Annotated in this window: 16 protein-coding genes and 1 riboswitch; of the genes, 12 read left to right on the forward strand and 4 right to left on the reverse strand. The window is 63.0% G+C overall.

Annotation, left to right across the window (positions count from 1 at the left end; translation table 11 throughout):
• Position 1 precedes the first annotated feature (1 nt).
• The 7 genes from AC1Q80_RS16655 to AC1Q80_RS16685 all read left to right on the forward strand — a co-directional run bounded on the left by AC1Q80_RS16655 (position 2) and on the right by AC1Q80_RS16685 (position 7993).
• Positions 2-1114 (forward strand): ABC transporter permease, encoded by a 1113-nt coding sequence (locus AC1Q80_RS16655; RefSeq protein WP_492361164.1) that lies wholly within the window; start codon positions 2-4, stop codon positions 1112-1114.
• 92 nt (positions 1115-1206) lie between these two features.
• Positions 1207-1415: riboswitch (cobalamin riboswitch) on the forward strand.
• A 175-nt stretch (positions 1416-1590) separates the two neighbouring features.
• Entirely contained in the window at positions 1591-3504 is a 1914-nt protein-coding gene (locus AC1Q80_RS16660) for a TonB-dependent receptor plug domain-containing protein (RefSeq protein WP_492361165.1), read from the forward strand.
• Positions 3505-3542: 38 nt separating this feature from the next.
• Positions 3543-4373, forward strand: a complete 831-nt coding sequence (locus AC1Q80_RS16665) for an ABC transporter substrate-binding protein (protein ID WP_492361166.1) — start codon at positions 3543-3545, stop codon at positions 4371-4373.
• A complete protein-coding gene (locus AC1Q80_RS16670; protein ID WP_492361167.1) occupies positions 4370-5371 on the forward strand; it encodes a FecCD family ABC transporter permease in 1002 nt (333 codons plus the stop codon). The genes AC1Q80_RS16665 and AC1Q80_RS16670 overlap by 4 nt, the downstream gene beginning before the upstream one ends.
• Entirely contained in the window at positions 5368-6183 is an 816-nt protein-coding gene (locus AC1Q80_RS16675; RefSeq protein WP_492361168.1) for an ABC transporter ATP-binding protein, read from the forward strand. The genes AC1Q80_RS16670 and AC1Q80_RS16675 overlap by 4 nt, the downstream gene beginning before the upstream one ends.
• Positions 6176-7210 (forward strand): DUF6925 family protein, encoded by a 1035-nt coding sequence (locus AC1Q80_RS16680; RefSeq protein ID WP_492361169.1) that lies wholly within the window; start codon positions 6176-6178, stop codon positions 7208-7210. The genes AC1Q80_RS16675 and AC1Q80_RS16680 overlap by 8 nt, the downstream gene beginning before the upstream one ends.
• 162 nt (positions 7211-7372) lie before the next feature.
• Positions 7373-7993 carry a pentapeptide repeat-containing protein gene (locus AC1Q80_RS16685; protein WP_173421573.1) on the forward strand — a complete coding sequence of 207 codons (621 nt, stop codon included), beginning with the start codon at positions 7373-7375 and terminating at the stop codon, positions 7991-7993.
• Between the two features lie 30 nt (positions 7994-8023).
• Here AC1Q80_RS16685 and AC1Q80_RS16690 read toward each other — a convergent pair whose 3' ends face one another.
• The gene (locus AC1Q80_RS16690) at positions 8024-8278 is read right to left on the reverse strand and encodes a hypothetical protein (protein WP_077501204.1); all 255 of its coding nucleotides are present in this window, start codon (positions 8276-8278) and stop codon (positions 8024-8026) included.
• A gap of 603 nt (positions 8279-8881) precedes the next feature.
• On the opposite strand from AC1Q80_RS16690, the gene AC1Q80_RS16695 reads away from it, so the two are divergent.
• Complete coding sequence (locus AC1Q80_RS16695) at positions 8882-14542, forward strand: alkaline phosphatase D family protein (protein WP_492361170.1); 5661 nt, start codon at positions 8882-8884, stop codon at positions 14540-14542.
• Positions 14543-14576: 34 nt separating this feature from the next.
• Here the strand turns inward: AC1Q80_RS16695 and AC1Q80_RS16700 are convergent, their stop codons facing one another.
• The gene (locus tag AC1Q80_RS16700; RefSeq protein WP_492361171.1) at positions 14577-15485 is read right to left on the reverse strand and encodes an SDR family oxidoreductase; all 909 of its coding nucleotides are present in this window, start codon (positions 15483-15485) and stop codon (positions 14577-14579) included.
• An 88-nt stretch (positions 15486-15573) separates the two neighbouring features.
• On the opposite strand from AC1Q80_RS16700, the gene AC1Q80_RS16705 reads away from it, so the two are divergent.
• Together AC1Q80_RS16705 and AC1Q80_RS16710 are read left to right on the forward strand one after the other, a co-directional pair.
• The gene (locus tag AC1Q80_RS16705; RefSeq protein ID WP_492361172.1) at positions 15574-16158 is read left to right on the forward strand and encodes a TetR family transcriptional regulator; all 585 of its coding nucleotides are present in this window, start codon (positions 15574-15576) and stop codon (positions 16156-16158) included.
• A gap of 109 nt (positions 16159-16267) precedes the next feature.
• Positions 16268-17290: a serine hydrolase domain-containing protein gene (locus AC1Q80_RS16710; protein ID WP_492361173.1), complete on the forward strand. Its 1023-nt coding sequence runs from the start codon at positions 16268-16270 to the stop codon at positions 17288-17290.
• A 200-nt stretch (positions 17291-17490) separates the two neighbouring features.
• On the opposite strand, the gene AC1Q80_RS16715 is transcribed toward AC1Q80_RS16710, so the two are convergent.
• Positions 17491-18273, reverse strand: a complete 783-nt coding sequence (locus AC1Q80_RS16715) for a pyrroline-5-carboxylate reductase (protein WP_492361174.1) — start codon at positions 18271-18273, stop codon at positions 17491-17493.
• A 3-nt stretch (positions 18274-18276) separates the two neighbouring features.
• Positions 18277-18996, reverse strand: a complete 720-nt coding sequence (locus AC1Q80_RS16720; protein WP_173421579.1) for a GntR family transcriptional regulator — start codon at positions 18994-18996, stop codon at positions 18277-18279.
• 199 nt (positions 18997-19195) lie between these two features.
• Here AC1Q80_RS16720 and AC1Q80_RS16725 point away from each other — a divergent pair, with 199 nt between their 5' ends.
• Positions 19196-20029, forward strand: coding sequence for a substrate-binding periplasmic protein (locus AC1Q80_RS16725; protein ID WP_492361175.1), 834 nt, complete (start codon positions 19196-19198; stop codon positions 20027-20029).
• A 77-nt stretch (positions 20030-20106) separates the two neighbouring features.
• A complete protein-coding gene (locus tag AC1Q80_RS16730) occupies positions 20107-20877 on the forward strand; it encodes an amino acid ABC transporter ATP-binding protein (RefSeq protein WP_173421581.1) in 771 nt (256 codons plus the stop codon).
• Position 20878 lies beyond the last annotated feature (1 nt).

Below are 20878 nucleotides of genomic sequence, written 5' to 3' on the forward strand. Positions count from 1 at the left end.
GATGCGCCTGTCCCACATCTACCACCTCGGCATCAAGGAACTCTGGGGCCTCTGGCGCGACCCGATCCTGTTGATCCTGATCGTCTATTCCTTCACGCTGTCGGTCTATACCGGCTCGACGGCGATGCCGGAGACGCTCAACCGCGCCGCCGTCGCGATCGTCGATGAGGACCGCTCGCCGGTGTCGACGCGGATATCGACGGCTTTCTATCCGCCCTATTTCGTGCCGCCGCAGATGATCACGCCGGCGGAAATGGACCGGCGGATGGATCAGGGGCTCGATACCTTCGCGCTCGACATTCCGCCGAATTTCCAGACGGATCTGCTCGCCGGGCGCACGCCGACGATCCAGCTGAATGTCGATGCGACCCGGATGAGCCAGGCCTTCTCCGGCAACGGCTACATCCAGCAGATCGTCACCGGCGAGGTTGCGGGCTTCCTCGACCGTCACCGCAGTGAGCAGAAACTGCCGGTCGATCTGGTCCTGCGCGCGCGGTACAATGCCGAATTGAACAAGGGCTGGTTCGGCGCGGTGATGAACGTGATCACCAACATCACCATCCTGTCGATCGTCCTGACAGGAGCTGCCCTCATCCGCGAACGCGAACATGGCACGGTCGAGCATCTGCTCGTCATGCCCGTCACCCCGTTCGAAATCATGGTCAGCAAGGTCTGGTCGATGGGGCTGGTGGTGCTGCTGGCTTCTGCGGTGTCGCTGATCTTCGTGGTCAAGGGGGTGCTTGCCGTCCCGGTGCAGGGTTCGTTTGCGCTGTTCCTGCTCGCCACCGCCCTGCAACTCTTTGCCACCACGTCGATGGGAATCCTGCTGGCCACGATTGCCGGCTCGATGCCGCAGTTCGGCCTGCTGCTGATGCTCGTTCTTCTGCCGCTCCAGGCGCTCTCCGGTGGCATGACACCGCGCGAAAGCATGCCGGAGATCATCCAGAATATCATGCTGGCGGCACCAAACACCCATTTCGTCATTCTGGCGCAGGCGGTCCTGTTTCGCGATGCCGGTCTGGATGTCGTCTGGCCGCAGCTCCTTGCCTTGCTGGTGATCGGCGCCATTCTCTTTGCCTTCGCCATGCGGCGCTTCCGGGCGTTCCTGAAGTAGCCTTTGCGCCATGGGCCTTGCGAGCTCTGCGCGCGCAGACTTTACCAGTGGAAAATGCGACCGGCGGTTGACGCGCCGCCGGCATCTGATAGTGCATTTCTTGCGAAACAGGTTCCGTCTGACGACGGATGAAAAGGGAACACGGTGAGGATTGCCCGCAAGGGACCGAAACCGCGACTGCCCCCGCAACTGTAACCGCCGAGCGGAATCCCATGAAGCCACTGCGCGAACTCTCGCGTGGGAAGGCGGGAGGAAGCGACGACGCGGAAGTCAGGAGACCTGCCTGTTTCGGTCACCCATGCCTGGACACGAGGGGTGTCGAGGCGCGGCCGTCCGTAGCGGTGACATTGGAGCAATGTTGCCGCGTGCCGCAGACGGCGCCGGGGTGGTCGCTTGTCGTCTTGCCCCTGCCACCCTTTGCCCGCGGTCGATCGCGCGTGGGCCGGATCGTGCCCATCGCGCCGGAGTGGGACGATATGACGAAGCATTTGACCGGCGCAGCAGTGCTGGTTCTGACACTCGTGGGCGGGGCTCAGGCACAGGACCAGGGCACAAACGAACAGCCGACGAAACTTGAAAAGATCCTGGTTTCCGATGGCCTGACGCCGACCGAACAGCGCAAATCCGGGCGCGCCTTTACCGTGATTACCGGAGATCAGATCGAGAAAAACCAGATCCGCTACGTCGCCGACGCCCTGCGTCTCGTTCCCGGTTTCTCGGTTTCGCGCACCGGTGCCTCCGGCGGCCTGACGCAGGTGCGCGTGCGCGGTGCGGAAGGCAATCAGCTACTGGTGGTGATCGATGGCGTCGAGGCGAACGACGTGTCCCAGGGCGAGTTCGACTTCGGCGGCCTGGTTGCCGACGACATCGAGCGCATCGAAATCCTGCGCGGACCGCAAAGCACCTTCTGGGGCGCCAATGCCATGGCCGGTGTCATCAACATCATTACCAAGAAGGGAAGCCGTGAGGGCGCCAGGTCGAGCGCGCGCACCGAAGTCGGCAGCGACGGTACCTGGCTCGGCGGTGTCTCCACCCGCGGCGGCGGCGAAGGTTATGATTATGCGTTGTCGGGTGTCTTCCAACGGACCGGCGGCTTCAACATCTCCGATACCGGGTCCGAGGACGACGGCGACCGCAACGGCACCGTCAACGGCAAGTTCACCTTCGATCTCTCGCCGGATTTGCAGCTCGACGCGACGTTGCGCGCGGTCAACCGCAAGACCGACCTCGACGCGCAGGACTACATGACCGCGTTGACCTACGACACGCTTGACTACACCCGGTCGCGCGAGCTCTCGGGTTCGCTCGGCCTCACCCATTCGGCGCTCGACGGCGATCTCACCCAGAAGGCGCGCGTCTCCGGCCTTGACGTTCATCGCGACAATGTCAGCGGCTTCGGGCGATCCTGGAACGACGGCAACCGCTACAACGGCAGCTATCAGGCGAGCTACGGCTTCGATGGTGGAGACGGTATCCGCCACCAGATCACCGGAGGCTACGAGTGGCAGCGCGAGACGTTCACGCCGTCGCATCTGCAGCAGACCTTCAGCCGCAATGCGCATTCGCTCGTCGGCGAGTATCGCGGCGAGTTCGCCGACCAGTTCTTCGTCAATGCAGGCCTCAGGCGCGATTTCAACGATCGCTTCGAGGACGCGACCACATGGAGCCTCAGCGCCTCCTGGGAGATACCGGGCAGCGATACCCGCCTGCATGCATCCGTCGGCACCGGCGTGACCAATCCGACCTTCTACGAGCAGTTCGGATATATCCCGGGAACCTTCATCGGCAATCCCTACCTGAAACCGGAGGAAAGCCTCGGCTGGGACATCGGTGTCGAGCAGCGCTTCTTCGACGACGGTCTGACCGTCGATGTCACCTACTTTGACCAGAACCTTAAAAACGAGATCGCCACCGTCGACGACGCCAGCTTCCGTTCGACGCCGGTCAATCGCTCCGGCGAAAGCTTGCGCCACGGGGTCGAGGTCTCCGCGACGGTCGACTTCTTCAACGGACTGACGACGACGGCGACCTACACCTACACCGCTTCGAGCGAGCAGACGCTGGCCGGTGGTCCGCGTCTGCAGGAAGTTCGCCGCCCGCGCCATGCCGCGTCGCTCGATGCCGCGTATGTCTTCCACGACGATCGTATCAGGGTCTTCGGCGAAGTCATCCTCAATGGCCGCATGCAGGATGTGGCCTATCGGCCGGGCTCTGAGCGGGTGCCGCTCGGCGCCTATACGCTGGTCAATGTTGGCGGCAGCTTCAAGGTCAACGACACGCTCGAGATCTTCGGCCGCGTCGACAACCTTTTCGATGAGGACTATGAGGAGATCTACGGCTACAACACGCAAGGCGTGACCGCCTTTGCCGGCCTGAAGGCCTCGTTCTGATGACATCCGGTTGGTGCAGGCGATATCTGGTTGCAGGGGTGCTTTGCACAGCCTTGCCCTTTGGCGCCTGGGCAGGCGAAGCGCCGCGCCGCGTCGTCTCCATGAACGTCTGCACCGACCAGATGGCGATGCTGGTGGCCGACAAGGGGCAACTCCATTCGGTATCCTATCTGGCCACCGATGGCTCGACCTCGGCGCTTGCCGCCGAGGCGAACTCCTATGTGGTCAATCATGGGCTTGCCGAAGAAATCTTCCTGATGAAGCCGGATCTGGTCATCGCCGGCACCTACACGACGCGCACGACCGTCGATCTGTTGAAGCGGCTCGGTTTTGCAGTCGAGGAGTTCGCGCCGGAGGCATCGATTGCGCAGGTCCGGGCAAACCTCCAACGCATGGGAAAGCTTCTCGGTCGTCAACAGCGTGCGGATCAACTGGTGGCGGAAATGGATGCCGAGATCGGGCGGTTGAAGACGATCAAGGTGCACGATGTCGATCTGGCGCTCTATTATGCCAACGGCTTCACCTCGGGCAGCGGCACGCTGGTTGCCGATATCGTCGGCATCGCCGGACTGGAAAATCTCGCCGACAAGCTGGGCATCTCCGGCACCGGGCAATTGCCACTGGAAGTTTTGGTGCTTGCACGTCCGGACCTGATCGCCATCGATGCCAGCAGCGAACGCGGACCGGCGCTCGCCAAGCAGAATTTCGCCCATCCCGCCTTCAGAGCAGTTACCTCGCAGCACCAGGCCGTCCAGCTCGACAGTCGCTACACCATCTGCGGCGGACCGTTCACCCTGGTTGCCGCAGGTATCCTGCAGCAGGCCGCCATGAAACTCGATGCCACGCAACTCGACTTGGGGAAAAGATGACGGAAACCGCCCGATACCGCTTGCTCATCGTCTTGCTTGCCATTCTTGTCACCTCGCTTTTCGTCCTTTCGCTGACGGTCGGCCCTGCAGATGTCAGCCCATGGCAGGGCCTCGCCGGTCTTTTCGCTGGAGACGACAGTCTGATCGGGCTGGTGATGCGGGAAATCCGCCTGCCGCGGGCAATCCTCGGGCTGATGATCGGCGCGACGCTCGGGCTTTCCGGTGCCGCCCTTCAAGGCTATCTGCGCAATCCGCTTGCCGAACCCGGGCTGATCGGGGTCAGCGCCTCGGCGTCGCTTGGTGCTGTGATCGCCATCTACACCGGACTGTCGGCCCTGCTACCGCTTGCGCTGCCGTTGATGGCGCTTGGCGGCGCGCTCTGCGCCGTCCTGGTCGTCCGGCTGATGGCCGGGGCTGATGCCCGACCGCTCTCCGTCATCCTTGCCGGCGTCGCCGTTTCGACTTTTGCAGGCGCGATGACCTCGCTGGCGCTCAATCTCTCTCCAAACCCGTTCGCGGCGATGGAGATCATGTTCTGGATGCTGGGCTCGCTCACGGATCGCTCAATGACCCATGTCTGGCTGGCCGCGCCCTTCATGGTGCTCGGCTGGCTGATGCTGGCAAGCCTCGGCCGGGCGCTCGATGCCCTGACACTCGGCCACGAGACGGCAGCGAGCATGGGGATTGATATGAAAAGGGTGCAGCGGCTCGCGGTCATCGGCACGGCTGCCTCGGTCGGTGCGGCAACGGCGGTGGCCGGCGCGATCGGTTTCGTCGGCCTGGTCGTGCCGCACCTGCTGCGTCCCCTTGTCGGGGCGCGGCCCTCGCGGTTGCTCTTTGCCAGCGCGCTCGGCGGGGCGGCCTTGCTGCTTGCCGCCGACATTCTCGTGCGCGTCGTTGCACCCGGACGCGATCTCAAGCTCGCCGTGCTGACCGCTGTCTTGGGTGCGCCGTTTTTTCTTGTTCTGGTGATGCGCGCGCGGAGGCAGATGGCATGAGCCGGCTTGCCGTTTCCAATCTCTCCGCCTCGCTTGGCGGCAATACGGTGCTGAAGGGCATCGCTCTTAGCGTCGGGCCGGGCGAATTCGTTGGTCTTATCGGGCCAAACGGTGCCGGCAAATCGACGCTTCTGCGCGCCTGCCTGGGGCTGATCCCGTCGAGCGGCGAAATTCAGCTTGCTGGGCGGGATCTGCGGCGGATGACTGCAGCCGACCTTGCCCGTCACGTCGCCTATGTCGCGCAGGACAGGGATATCGCCTGGCCGATCACGGTGGAAGCTCTGGTCGACCTCGGGAGACAGCCGCACCGGGGCGCCTTTGCACGATCGGCGCTCGCCGACCAGGAAGCCGTTGAAGCAGCGCTCCAGCGCATGGATATCGACAAGTTGCGATCGCGCCGGGCAACCGATCTTTCCGGCGGCGAAAAAGCGCGCGCGCTGATTGCAAGAGCCTTGGCACAGCAGGCCGACCTGCTTCTGGCCGACGAGCCGGTCGCGGGCCTCGATCCGGCGCACCAGATAGCGCTGATGCAGGTGTTCCGCGATCTGACGCGGCAGGGCACTTCGGTCGTAGCCTCGATGCACGATCTCGGTCTGGCGGCGCGCTGGTGCGATCGGCTCGTGCTTCTCGAAGGCGGCCGCATCGTCGCCGACGGCCCGCCTGCCGCGGTGCTGACCGCAGACCTCTTGCGGCGCGTATACGGCATCGAAGCCTATGTCACCGAGGCCGCGGGGGGACTGATCGTGCAGCCGACGCGCCTTGCGCAAGCCGGCATCGAACAACAGATTGCAGGGGATAATATCCATGGCTGAACTCGCCGACATGCTCAGCACGCATCTGAAAGACCCGGAGGCCGGGTGGAGCATGGGGACCTTCGGCGCCATTGCCGAGTTCCACCAGGATCCCGGTGAAGCGCTCGTTGTCGACGCGCCGGAGATGTTTTGCAGGGCCACGGAGAGAGGTGGCGTGCGGATCGATCCGGCCTGCGTCGCCGATCTCGTGCCGGTCGCCTACGAAGCGCTGAGCCCGAGAGCGCACCGCTGGAGCCACGCGGTCGCTATGTGCCTGCCGGAAGGCGATGCGCGGCGCGAGGCGCGTGCGCTCCTGACCGAACTCGGCCCTGACGAAGGGGCCATTCGCCCCGGCGATCGCCACGGCATCCTCTTTGACATGGGGCTTTCGCTGCCGCAATGCGACTTCTGCATTCGCACCGAAGACATCGCGCTGCTTGAGGTCATGAGGCGGTGTGTCGGACGCTCGCTGTTCGAAGCCGACAATCCGGCAATGCAGGCTATCTTGAAGGCCCATCCCCATCGCGTTGCCGTCACAGCCATCGGCCGTGTCGAGGTCTATCAGAAGATCGGCGGGCCGGACACCGGCGGCATATCTCCGCCCGGTCCGCACACGCACGTGTTGCCGCAACTCTTGCGCAGCGGCCGCACGCATTCCGCCAATACTCCGATCCCGCCGGGCCTGCTGCCGCTCGGCAGCCTGCATCCCGGCAATCCGGTCGTCGGGCCGATGGGCGAGGAGAGGGGTTTCGATCCGCACCTGCACGAACGGTTCCGGGGGCTTCTGGAGTGTTACGGCAATGCGTCGACGGTCGCCGTAAAGGCCGATCTCATTGCGGCGCTGGCCCGCAATGACCATCCGCAGAACTTTGCCTGCCCGAACGACCGGTCGGCCCGCGCGGCCATGCGCGTTGGCCTCAGGCAGCAGGAGCACCTCGCCCGTCAGGGCGGTGATGATAGGCGCCTCGCAACGGTCCTCGCCTGGCGCGCGGTGTACGATCGCGCCGTCGACGCTGCGGACACCGACGACGAAGCGCCTGGCCACTAAGGGCGAGGCACTGCGGCTGCTGCGGCAAGTCTGAAACGTCTCCGAGCCGCCTTGCAAGGCGCGAGAGGGGAGGAAATGGCTTTCTGCTGCCTTGCCTGACGCGCGTTTTCACGCCAGACACGTGATCCGAACAGTGATCGAATTGACGAAGGGCAGGCGACGATGGCCGAACGCAAACACGGAGAAACAGCCCCCGCCACGGACGTGACCATCGCCGGTGCCGACTGGTACGGGCTCGATATTTCCGACCGCAACCACAGCCGCACGCTGTTTTCGGATCTGGATATGACCGAGGCCACCAGCGCTGGTGCCGTCTTCAAGGAATGCACCTTCCGTCGCGCCAAGTTCAATTGCTCGCGCCACGAGGGCAGCGCCTTCATCAACTGTACCTTCGTCGGGTGCAATTTCTACGACGTCGACTTCAACGACTGCAAGTTCGTCGGCAGCATGTTCGACAGCTGCAAGTTCGATGCGACAAGGGTGAAGGGCGGCAACTGGTCGTTCGTCGGATTGCCGGGTGCGGACCTTCGCAGCGCCGTTTTCACCGACGCGGTCCTGCGCGAGGCCGACCTGACCGGCGCCCGCTGCGAGAGCGGCACGATGACCGGCCTCGACCTGTCGGGCGCCTGGCTTCACAGCGCCAATTTCAGTGGATGTGACCTGCGTGGCAGCGATTTAACGTCGATCGAACCGGAAACGGTGACGCTGAAGCGCGCCGTCATCACCATCGAGCAGTCGGTGATGATCTGCGAGGCCATGGGCCTGGTCGTTCGGGCATCTTAAATCGTCGAGCGGCGGGCCCCACGAACCTGCTCAGTTTCGCGGCTCTCCGCTCGGCGCGTAGACCGTCTTCTGCTTGAAAGCGAAGATATTGCCGCAGCGGCACCGCATCATGTGTTTCGCTGGATCGCTCGATGGGCGCTCCGTCGAAAAGCCCGCTGGCATCTGGTCGATGAGAAAACCACGGGTCCTGCTTTTCGGATCGTCGTTCTCCGAGGCCTCTGCAAAGCCGGACGCACCGCATTTGGCACATTCCAGTTTTCTCGAATAACGATCTCTCGACACGATTGTCCCAATCCAAAATCAATGAGGACCCGCACTACAGGAGGCGAGGGGCTCGTTCAAGACCGTCCATCGAAACGGTGCTGGATCGCGGCGCTCTGGGGGTTGCCTTTTGCCGGTCAGGTGTTGTCCTACCGGGAACAACGTCGCGGCCGGAAATGCGACGGCCGATGGGTGGTTGCCATTGGCGCCATGCATCCGGCCGAGAAGGCTACTACTTCTGGATTAGTAGTCCCCCTCTCACGTATCTGCGAACTTTCGCATATAATCCGCTCGGCGCTAAGAGGGGTCTCTCAGCTTCATTGAAAATCAGGGTGCGGGTCGGAAGGCCTGACGCGGTTCTTTGTGTTCGAATGCAACTTAAAGTTAAGATCGCATCTGTTGCCCTCGAGCCGTGGAGACGGTGCGAGCATATTTTGCAGGCATGGAACGACCGGAGGGAAGGCGACCGCGATTGATCGCGGCGGCAAATCTGATGGAGAACACTGTGCAGACAGACGACATCGGTAACGGCACATCGCAGCTTGTCAGACCAACGGGCGCATCTGCCGATGATGCGGGGCGCCGCGTCACCCTCGCGTGTGGGGATGGTTCGATGCCGGGGCTGGCATGAGCGACCTCGACACGGAATCGAAGACGGCCTGGATTTCCCAGGGCTTCGAGCGGCTGGTCGATCGCGTCCGCAAGGCTCCTGCCGCTGTGCATTTCGATGTCCTGATCATTGGCAGCGGTTACGGCGGCGCCATTGCCGCTTCGACTTTCGCCGGGCGCACGCATGAGGGCAGGCCGATTTCGGTCGGCGTGCTGGAGCGCGGGCGCGAATACCTGCCGGGCTCCTTTCCGACAGGCCTTGGCGAATTGCCGCGCCATATTCGTGGCGACAACAACAAGGAGGGCCTGATCGATATCAGGATCGGTGCTGAGGTCGTTGCGGTCGTCGCCAACGGGATCGGCGGAGGATCGCTGATCAATGCCGGTGTCATGGAAACGCCGCTGCCAAGCGTCTTCCACAAGCGGTGGCCGGCCGCCCTCAAGGATCTCTCGGCCTGGAAATCCTATTTCGATCGTGCCCGCGATCTGCTCGGTAGCACCGTCATGGGCGCTCCAAACACTATTGCCGACCATGTCGATGGCGTGCCGCAAAAGTTTCGGTCGGTGCGCGCCATCGCGCCGGACGGCAATTTCAGACCGGCTTCGATCACGGTCGCGATGAGTGACACCACCAGTTCCGGCAATGTGCGCCTGAACAAGTGTCTGCGCTGTGGTGATTGCGCGACCGGCTGCAATGGTGGCGCAAAGAACTCGCTCGACGTCAATCTGCTGGTGAGCGCGAACCAATACGGTGCAGAAATCTTCAGCGGCGCAACGGTCCTCAGCCTGGCCAGGGATGGAGATGTCGGCTGGCTCGTCAGGAGCGTGCACACCAATACGAAGCTCCGCAAGCGCGACACCGACCCGGTGGCGATCAGGGCCCGCAAGGTCGTGCTCGCCGCCGGTGCGCTCGGATCGAGCGAAATCCTCATGCGCTCTCGCGGCGCAGGCTTGCAACTGGCGGACAGGAACCTCGGCACAGGATGCTCGACCAATGGCGACATGCTGGTTGCTGACTACGCGACCGCAGCCGATGTCAACACCGTCGCCGACGAAACGATCAAGCCATCGACCCGGGCCATCGGGCCGATGATCACCGGGGTAATCGACCTTCGTGCCTCAAAGGGTGTGATGATCGAGGAAATGTCGGTGCCGGCGGCTCTGCGCATTGCCTTCGCCGAGGTTTTCACCACCCTCAATACGCTGCACGGCCTCGCCAGGCATGATAGTACGCGGCATCGCCAGGGGTTTCCGGATGACGATATCTACGCAGCGCCGGCCGCACGCATCGGCCGCTCGGCACTTTACGCCGTCATGGCCGATGATGGAGCTGAGGGCCGGATCGAACTCGATGGCGACCCAAATGCGGTCGATCGGGATGGCATTGCGCGGATCCGCTGGGACAAGCTGCAAACTCTGCCCGTTTTCGACAGGCAAGTCGAGGCACTCGCGGCGCTGACGAAAGGCACCGGTGGCCGGCTTATTCCCAATCCGGTCTGGAAGCTGTTGCCGGCCGACCTGACCTGGTTGCTGAAAGATCAGCGCGGGCCGCTGGCGACCTTCCATCCGCTTGGCGGCTGCGCGATGGCCGATACGGGCGCGGACGGTGTGGTCGATCACCTTGGCCGCGTCTTCACATCGGTGGATTCCGACGCGGTGCATGACGATCTCGTCGTGCTCGACGGGTCGATCGTTCCGACCGCACTTGCGACAAACCCAGCCCTGACGATTGCTGCGATTGCGCTGCGCGCCGCGGAAGCGCTGGCCGAGGAATGGAACTATGTTGCAGCCGAAGTTCGGCCCATCGGTTCCCCGCTGGTTCGGCCGGTCTTTCGCAACACAGACGTCGCCGCGCGGGCGCAGTCAAGCGAGGTCGAAATCACCGAAAGGCTTGTCGGCCCCATCAGCTTGACGCCGGTGGATGGGATCGAGGAAACCCGGATCGTCGAGCTGACCATGCGCTTCGCGCCCATCTCGCTTTTGCAGTTGACGCCGAGCAATGGCAGCCACCCGATCCTTCGTGTCGCAACCGAAGTGCCGGATGGTGCCATCCGAAGCCAGATCCGGATTTTCCCTCGGGACGTCTGGGAAACGCTGGAGACGACCTGGCTGCCCCTGCATGTGAAGGAGCGAAGGCTCGATGCCGCCGCCGAATTCAGCGCGCCGATCTCCGGCAGTCTGCGGCTCTTCGAGCGCCAGCAGAGCTCGATGCCTGGGCGCGTGTGGCGCGCGGGCAAGGCCTGGGTGCTGAACCGGGGACTCCGGGACGGCTATCAGGCACTCGCCGATGGAGACGATGGCCCCGGCCTCTGGTCGCGGCTCAAATCGGCTTTTGCGATTGCCAGCCGCTCCGGCGAGATCAGGACGCTCGGCTATGATCTGACCATTGGGCCGCAGGACGTCGGCGGCAAGATCGCGCTCGCCGGCAACCGTATCGTCGGCGTCAAGACCTTCACCTATGAGCGGCGCTGCAATCCCTGGCGCCAGCTTATGGAGATGACGCTCGACACGTTTCCGGGCTTGAGCCCCGGCAGCGGCGAGCGCGTGCTGAAACTCGACGTCGGTTATCTCGCGCGGATCGGTGTGCCGTTGTTCCGGGTCGTAGATCAACGCGACGGCGTCAACACCATCGCCGAATTGCTGACAGTCTTCGGCTTCATCGCGCGGCTTCTGCTCGGTCTGCATCTCTGGAGCTTTCGTGCTCCCGACCAGGACAAGCGACCGCGACCGGCGACCGTCAACCGCCTGCCACCGACGACGCTGAAGCTCCCGGGCGGCGCGTCGATCACTGCCGAGCTGCATCGCATCGCGCTTGCGCCGGAACGGCCGGATGGCGGAGGCAGCGATGTGGCCGGCGAGGTGCGGCTGACGCGCTACCGCCATCCCAACAGCAAGAAGCGCCCGCTCATTATGTTGCACGGCCATAGCGCCAGCGGCACCACCTTTGCGCATCACGCGGTCAATCCCAATTTCGCCAGCCATTTCTGGTGTACGGGGCGCGACATATGGATCGCCGATCTCAGAACCAGCGCGGGCCAACCGACGGCGACAGAGGCGTGGAGCTTCGACCAGATCGGCAATGTCGACGTACCGGCGGCACTGAAGGCCGTGGCGGCAACGTCGCCGGACGGGACGGTCGACGTGATCGCCCATTGCATGGGAGCCGTCGTCTTCAGCATCGCCGTGCTGAACGGCCATGCGACCGGGCTCGTCCATCGCGCCGCCTTCACGCAGGTCGGGCCGCTCGTCGTTTTTGCGCCGGCCAACATCTTTCGCGCCTCTCTCACGCGCTACCTCATCGATTTCCTGCCGGGCAGCTACAGTTTCAACCCGAAGGAACCGACGCTTGCGGACGATCTTCTCGATCGTCTTCTGTCGTCGCTGCCCTATCCGGTCGAGGAGTTCGACGTCGAGAACCCGCTATGGCCAACGAAGCGCACGCCCTGGACGCGCACGCGGCATCGCATGGACGCGCTCTACGGACGCCATTTCGATGTGCGCAACATGGAGCCCGAAGTGCTGCGCTACATCGACGAGCATTTCGGTCCGTCGAGCCTGTCGACGGTGTCGTCCTACCTGCATTTCGTGCGTTCCTCGACGATGACGGATTTTCAAGGGCGCAACGGTCTGGTCTCGCGCCAGAACCTGGCAAAGCACTGGTCGTTCCCGACCTTCAGCGTGCATGGGGGAGAAAACGGACAGTCCCATGTCTCGACCGTTGATCGCATGCGGCAGATTTTTGGCGCCGCCAGCCGGGTCTATATGCCTCCCTTCGTCATTCCGGGCGCGGGCCACCAGGACGCGCTGGTCGGAACGACGCGGCACGCGGCCTTGGCGCAGATACAGCAGTTTTTCGACGCCGACATACCGGCGGGCGTCGTCAAGGCCGACAGTGAAAAAGTGGTCTATCCGCCCTGGATCGGTCCGATCATTACCGAAGAGCGCCCGAAGACCCCGGCGCTGGTCATCCGCCTCGGTTCGGCGCCCTCGCATCGGGCGACCGAAGCCGCATTGCTCCTGCGCATCCGGATGGTCGATGATCGTATCTGTCGGCCGGATGATCCGACACAGCCCTGGGACACAGCCTATTTCCTGGAGCATCTCGTAGCCTATACCTCGAAGGCACTTGAGGACGATGGGTGGGATGCGTTCGAAGTTCCATTGCTCGCCCGCATGCCCGGCCATGGAATTGCCGATCGCAGCGATGCCCTTCTGGTTCTGCTGGCCTATGACGAGGATGCGGCGGTGGCCGCACCGGACCTCGGTCGTGAAGAGCCGCCGTCGCCGCTTGAACGCGTCGTGCCCGGTCCTGCCGCCCTGGCGCCTGCCTATGGTTACTTCGTTGCCGATATCGGGCAAAGGCGGATGCGGCGGCTCGATCCGACGGGAGCGGCCGGCAATGCCGCTTGCGGGCAGGCTGTCGCGTTCGCCTACAGCCGTTTTGAGAAGATGGCCGCGGCCGTGGAGCGCGCGATGGCCTTTCCATCGCCGAGGGCAGGGCGCCAGGGCTTCATGCAGTCGGCGCATCCACCTGTTGCCGAGCAGGATTTCGATCTGAGGGACGGCATCGTCCCCTATGATCCACCGGCACTTCCGCCCCTGGAACCGGCGCCTAACGGAACCAGTTTCTCGCTCACTTCCTGCCAGTATCCGGCTGGGTTTCTCGACGCGGCGGTCGCCTACCGCGGCTATGGGCGCATTGCTGAACGGCTGGAGGCCCGTGCTGGGATCAAGCCGCGCTTCGCGCTTTTCGTCGGTGGCCAGGTCTATGTCGATCCGACGGTGGGGCTCTATGACCCTACCCGACGGGATGATCGTTACCGCCTGCCCTATGAGGCCTGGCTGAGCCAGAGCAGCGTGCGCAACGTTTTGCGACAGATCCCGTCCTTCATGCTGCCCGACGACCAGGAGATCGACGACAGTTGGGAGCCGATCTCCGATCCGGATGTCGATGACAATGTCGGCAGGGCGATGCGCGGCATCGACGCCTACCGGAAGTATCAACGCGGCAAAAATGCCAAGCTCGATATGTTCGATTTCGACGGGTTCCATTTCTTCATGCTCGACACGCGCACACAGCGAACCCACCGAAAGGCGGGTGATGGCCTGAAGTCGGCCGCGATGTTCGCGCCGGCGATGATGGACAGCTTGAAGCAATGGCTGTTGCTGGCCCCCGGACCGAAGTTCGTCGTGTCTCCTGCGATGTTGCTGCCGCGGCATCGGCGCGCCACCCAGCGCGATCAAAGCCTTTCCTGGACGAACTTGTCCGCGTTGCATTCCGATGGATGGGACGGCTATCCCAACACGCTTGGCGAGGTGCTTGGCTATATCGCCGAGAACCGGATCGAGCATGTGGTGTTCCTCTCTGGAGGCGAACACCGTGCTGGTGTCGCGACGGCCGACCTCTTCGACGCGGATGGTTCCGTCACCCGAATTCATTCGATCCATACGGCGGCGATGTTTGCGCCCTATCCCTTCGCCAACGGCATCGATGAGGAAATCGTCGAAAGCGAAACGATCGAATTCCGGTCTGGCGCGAAGGCCTATCGCTGCGCGGTCAACGCAACGCGGCCGGCTCCTCGGGACGGGGCGACATTCCTGCGTGTTCGCCGGGCTGAAACCGGGTGGGAACTCGATTGCGAGTTCGGCGATGGCGCGGTGCAGACGCTGGCGATCTGACGGATCTGACCGCGGCTTGCCCGCGGGCGGGTGTTCAGCGGTATCCTGCCGCATCAGCGGGTTTGTCCGTTTCCATCACCTCGCGCATATAGCGCCAGCAATCGGGGCGCGAGCCGTCGAGGTCGGTGAAGCCGTATGCCTGGGCGAGGCTGCCGCTCGACAGCGATTGTCCGTTCCATCGCGCTTTCTGCGGGTCCGCGGCAACGGCGGCTATGGCGCGGCCGACGAAGCGCGGACTTTCGGAAATGACGAAATGCGGCTGGAGCTTCGTTGCTTCCTGCCAGGTCTCCTCCGTTACCTGGAAATGCTCGAGCATCATCTCCGATCGCATCCAGCCGGGTGTGATCGATATGGCAGTGGCCCCATGCGGCTCCAGGTCCTTGGCGTGTGCCCAGGCCATACGATTGGCCGCGACCTTGGCGAGGTCGTAGAACGGCGAGAGCCGGTAGTGTTCTGCGTTGTATTCGGCAGTCCCGTCCGTCACCTCGACCAGCAGGCCGCCGCGATGCTCGATCATCAGCGGCAGGGCGTGATGGGCGGTGATCAGATGCGTGTCGATTGCCAGGCGAAGCAGCTTCAAGCCGTTGTCGAGGTCATGATCCCATACCGGCTTGTTCCATTCGAAAAGGTTTTCGCCGCCCCAGATATCGTTGACGAGAATATCGAGCCGACCTTGTTCCCTGCGGATGCGCTCGACGAGCGCTTTCACCTCTTGAGATTGCAGATGGTCGACCTGCACCGCGATACCTTCGCCGCCAAGCGCGCTGACGAGTTCCGCCGTCTCCTCGATCGTTTCCGGGCGCTTGTAGTCCGATTGCTGGCTTCTCGTGGTGCGGCCGGTGACATAGACCGTCGCGCCCGCGGCTCCGAGCTCAGCGGCAATGCCGCGTCCGCCGCCGCGCGTGGCGCCTGCGACCAGCGCTATTTTTCCCTTGAGCATCATTTTTCCTCCATCGGCGATCCGCGCCATCTGGTCGTGGCGGCGGGAATGAGATATATAAACGATTATTCGGTTATTAATGAGAGTCAAGATGCCACGCCCCAAAACGATGCCCGACGAAGACGTGCTGGCCGCCGCGCTGGCGATCATGCATGCAAGCGGACCGGAGGGCCTGACCTTCGCCGCCCTTGCCGCGAGCACGGGGCTCTCCGCCTCCACGCTGGTCCAGCGGTTCGAAAACAAGCAGAACCTTGTCCAGCGCACGCTTCTGCAGGCCTGGGACGGGCTCGACCGCTTGACTGCAGAGCTTGCGGCCACCCTGCCGATGACACCGGAAGGTGCCGTCGATCTGCTCGCCGGACTGTCGGGCGATTATGGTGGCATCGAAGCCTACGCCGACGGGTTGCGGGTCCTGCGCGAGGATTTGCGCGACCCGGCGCTTCGCGCCCGCGGCGCGCGGTGGCGCGAAGCCCTTTCTGAAGCGCTGGACGTACGTCTCGCCGGTCCGTCGGGGCCGGTGCCCGGTATCGGTTTGCTGATGGCGTCCCATTGGCAGGGGGCGCTGCTTTGGTGGAGTTTCGACCCGCAGATCCCGGTTGCGGATTTCGTCCGGCAGAGCCTGCGCCGTTTCGTGTCGGTGCTTGCCGCAGGCGCTGCCGGCCCACAGGAAGCGTGAAACCGGTGCACGGATACGCCAAGACTGGGCTTTTCACCGGGCTTCAAATCAGCGTGACAATGCATGTCGTCCGATGACGCGGCCGCGCTTTCACCCTAGATCGGAAGACATGATCAGATTTGCCGCTGCATTGTTCTGGCTTCTGGCGATGTGCTCCCTGGCAGTCGCACAGGAGCGGCCTTCGCTTCCGACGCTGTTGGAGGGACTTGCAGCGCGAGACGACCTGACGCCGCTGAAGGCGGTGATCGTCGCCCGATCCGGTTCCGTCGTCGCCGAACGCGGATATCGCGGCAATCGCCCCTCGGACAGCACCAACATCAAGTCGGCTTCCAAATCGATCGTGTCGGCGCTCGTCGGCATCGCGATCGACAAGGGGCTGCTGCAGGGGCCGGAGCAAAAGATTGCGCCGATCCTCGAGGCAGACCTGCCGGCGTCCCCGGACCCGCGGCTTCAGGACATCACCATCGGTCATCTGCTGTCGATGCAGGCCGGGCTTGGACGAATGTCCGGCCCCAATTACGGCCGCTGGGTGTCGAGCCGCAATTGGGTTCGCTCCGCGCTGGCACAGCCGTTCGACGATGAACCCGGCGGGGAGATGCTCTATTCGACTGCGTCCACTCACCTGCTTTCCGCAATTCTGACCAGGGTTAGCGGCAAGCCGACCCTTGCTCTTGCCCGCGAATGGCTCGGTCCGATCAAGGGCTTTCGCATCGATGCGTGGGATCGCGATCCCCAAGGCATCTATCTGGGCGGCAACCAGATGGCGATGAGCGCGCGGTCGTTGCTGGCCTTCGGCGAGATGTACCGCAACGGCGGCAAGACGGCCGAAGGACGAGAGGTCGTGCCGGCTGAGTGGATCGCGCAGTCCTGGCAACCGCGCACCAATTCGCGCTTCTCCGGGGACATCTACGGTTATGGTTGGTTTCAGCGCCAGATCGCCGGCGAGACCGTGCACTTCGCCTGGGGGTATGGAGGCCAGATGCTCTATATCGTGCCGGCGCTCGAACTGACCGTGGTGTTGACCTCGCAGGAGAGCGGCCCGTCGGCACGCACCGGTTACCGCGATGCCTTGCACCTCTTGCTCGGCAACATCATCGACACGGTCAAGGCCGCGCCACGTTTCGGTGAATAACGGCGGTTCGCGAGCCCCGCCATTCGAACATCATCTGAACCGATGGTCGGCACGGGTCGAACTCGACTGTGACGAAAACAAGCTCGATCTAACCCAATCCCGGCCATTCCAGGGGTGAGCTATTCCGCAGCTGTTGATGTCAGGACTCTGGCTGGGCAGGGGGCCGTATTCGCCCAACCGGACAAAGGTCCAACGCTGATTCAGCGGGAGATGCGTTTAAGAACACCATCGAGCGCTCGTCTCAGGGCATCCGTCCCGCCCTCACCGTCGAAGTCTTGAAACACTTGCTCGTTCAAACCGCCCCTGGTGGCGAATTCGCGGCTCAAATCGATGAATTTGATATCTTCTTCGGCATGAGCTGCTGCTTCTGCGAGACCGGCAAAGAGTGGCGTGAGATAGGCGCGGCCCTTTTCTTCCGGCAACCCGTTTTCCGCGAGCCACTCCGTCGTGCGGTGCATGATGCCGAAATAGGTCGCCATCAGGGCGCTCGCGGTAGCGAGGAGGTCGTATTCCGCCTTGGTTTCGCATTCGACGGCGTTGCCGAGCACGTTGAAGATAGCGGCCGTGCCCTCATCCGGTGGGTAGACGGCGGTGACGCCCTTCCGCCGGGAGACGAAGGGTAGGGGGATGGCCTGGGTGAGCTCAACGTCGGCGCCGATCCAGTCGCGGAGTGCTTGTCTCCCGGTAGCGGCGACGACGCTGATCACCCTCTGGTCGTCACGAAACCGCAAGGGGCGAATGACGTCCTCGGCGATCTGCGGGCGGATCGCCAGGACGACCGTATCGCAGCCGTCGACGATCGCCTGGTTGTCGTTGGAGACCAGCACTTGCGGGAATTCGGCGGCGAGCGCCGTCGAAATATCCGCGCTGCGCATCGACACCATAACATGCGGGACCGCAGCGGGCTTTGCGAGCAGGCCGCGCACCATGGCGTCGGTGATGGCGCCTGTTCCGATGAATCCGATCTTCTGGGGCAGGGGCATGGTCTATTCCGCAGCCGCAAGCGGCCCGAAGGCGACATCGGTCGTGTAATTTTCGCGCAGGAACGAGATGAAATTATCCTGGAACTGGCGGGTGTGGGCATGGGCCAGCTCGTCGGCGCGCTCGACGTTTTTCGCCCGGATTGCCTCCAGCATCAACTCATGCTCGTCGGTCAGGAGATAGCCGTCGCCGGTGCGCTCAAGATATTCGAAATGCAAGTGCAGCATCCGCTGGCCCTGATTGAGGAGGCGCTCGTAGAATGAGGCGAGATAGGTGTTCTTCCCAGCGTAAGCGACGGCCATGTGGAATTGCTTGTTGGCCTCCGACATCTTCAGGTGCATGCCGGTCCTGACGGCCGCCTCGAATTCCTTTTGACGCTTGGCTATGATCTTAAGGTCGGCGTCGGTCCTGAGCGCTGCGGCAAGCCGCGTGTTCATGCGCTGGGCGACATCAAGCGCCTCCACATATTTTGGAAAGCTTGCGACCTCAATCGGCGCCACGATCGTGCTGCGATTGGAAAGCGTCACCACCAGATCCTCGCCCGCAAGCCGGATCAGGGCCTCGCGCACCGGCGACCGAGACATATCGAAACGCTCGGCAAGCGTCGTCTCATCCAGCAATTGGCCCGGCGGCAGGGCTAGCGCGAGAATTTCAGTTCGCAGCGTGTCGTAGACGCTTTTCCAGCCGGTGCCGCGCACCCGTTTCGTATCAATCTCGTCAGACACTTACGTCCCTTTCCGTATTTCTTCGGCATTGGGCCAGAAAAACGACCGCGCAGCAATTGTAAAATTTCCGCTTGACTTTGTCGACACGGAGACGACATAAATTACTCAGTCGACACGGAGCCGACACGAAAAACAAAAAGAACGGCCGCAGCCGACCGGTGGAACCGCGCTTTACGCGCACAAAAATTGGGGAATGCACATGCTTTCGAGAGTGATGACGTCCGCACTGCGGGCGACGGCGGCGCTCGTCCTGGTGGCGAGTTTTTCTCCCACAGCCGCATCGGCTGAGACCACAGACGGATACTGGCAGGGCGTCCAGAAAACCGGGGCGCTGCGGTGCGGAGCAGCTGTCGCCCCGCCCTATGTCATGCGCGATCCGGCAAGCGGAGAGTATTCCGGCTTTTTTGCCGACCTCTGCCGCGAGTTTGCAGAGGTTTTGAAGGTCAAGCCCGAATTCGTAGACACGACCTGGGACAATATCGTCGCCGGTCTGCAGGCCGGGAAATGGGACGTGTCGCTGGCGCTCAACCGGACACCGGCACGGGCGATGGCCGTGCAGTTCTCCGTTCCTGCGATGGAGTATCAGATCTCGCTTGCCTACAATAAGGAGAATCCCAAGATCCCGACTGACGCGGCCGCAGTCGCCGATATCGACAAGGCCGACGTCACGCTCGCGGTGATGTCGGGCACGGCACAAGACAAGGCGATCTCCTCGGTCGTCAAGACTGCCACGATCTTGCGCTTGCCAACCAACGATGAAACACGCCTTGCCGTTGTATCCCGCCGCGCGGACATACTTGTCGACGCGTCCGATACCAACCAGCTCTTCACACAGTCCAATCCGGATTGGGCCGTTGCGCTGAACCCCACGCCGGCGCTTGCAAAACAGGGCGTCGCCTTTGGCCTGCCGCATCAGCTTTCCGCCGCTGATGTCGAGGTGATCAATATCTTCCTCGAAGAGCGGGTTGCTACCGGTCACATCGAGGAACTGATCCGCAAGGCGGTCGATCAGGTTCTCAAAACCGGCAACTGAGCCCGGCAACTATCAGCCATGCCGGAGCCGCCCCGCGGCGGCTCCGCTTCCCTGTCTCAAGGAGGAGAGTTTGGACGATGTCGGACACCGCCCCGCTGGTTAAGATCGAAGGACTGCACAAGAGCTACGGCGGCGTCGTCAAGGTGCTGCAGGGCCTCGATATCGAAATGAAGGCGGGCGACCGCGTCGTCGTTATCGGGCCCTCCGGCGGTGGCAAGTCCACACTTCTGCGTGTTCTGATGGGACTCGAACAGATCGACAGAGGGTCCGTCGGTTTCGGTGGAAAGCCCTACATCTGCGCAAACGGCAACGGCAAGACCACGATTGATGCCAAGGTCCGGCGGTCGATCGGAATGGTGTTTCAGCACTACACGTTATTTCCGCATCTCGACGTGATCGGAAACCTGATCCTCGCGCCGATGAAGGTACGGGGAGAGAAGAAGGCCGAGGCAGAGGCGAGGGCCATGGCGCTGCTGACGCGTTTCGGCCTCGCGCAGAAGGCTAAAGCCTATCCAGCCCAGCTCTCCGGCGGGCAGAAGCAGCGCGTGGCCATTGCCCGCGCCCTGATGCTCGATCCGAAACTCATGCTGTTCGACGAGGTGACTTCGGCGCTCGATCCCGAGCTTGTGGCCGAAGTCGAACAGGTGATCCTGCAGCTCGCCCAGCAGCAGATGCCGATGGTCATTGTGACCCACGACATGTGGTTTGCGAAGAACATTGCTTCCCGCGTGATTTTCTGCGCCGGCGGCGTGGTCGTCGAGGATGGTCCGCCAGAGCAGGTGCTTGGCTCTCCCAAGGAGGAGCGCACGCGCGAGTTCATCGAGCGGGTGTTCCACATCAAGCACTGAG

This window comes from Ensifer sp. GW823-FHT05D09, assembly GCF_058795755.1.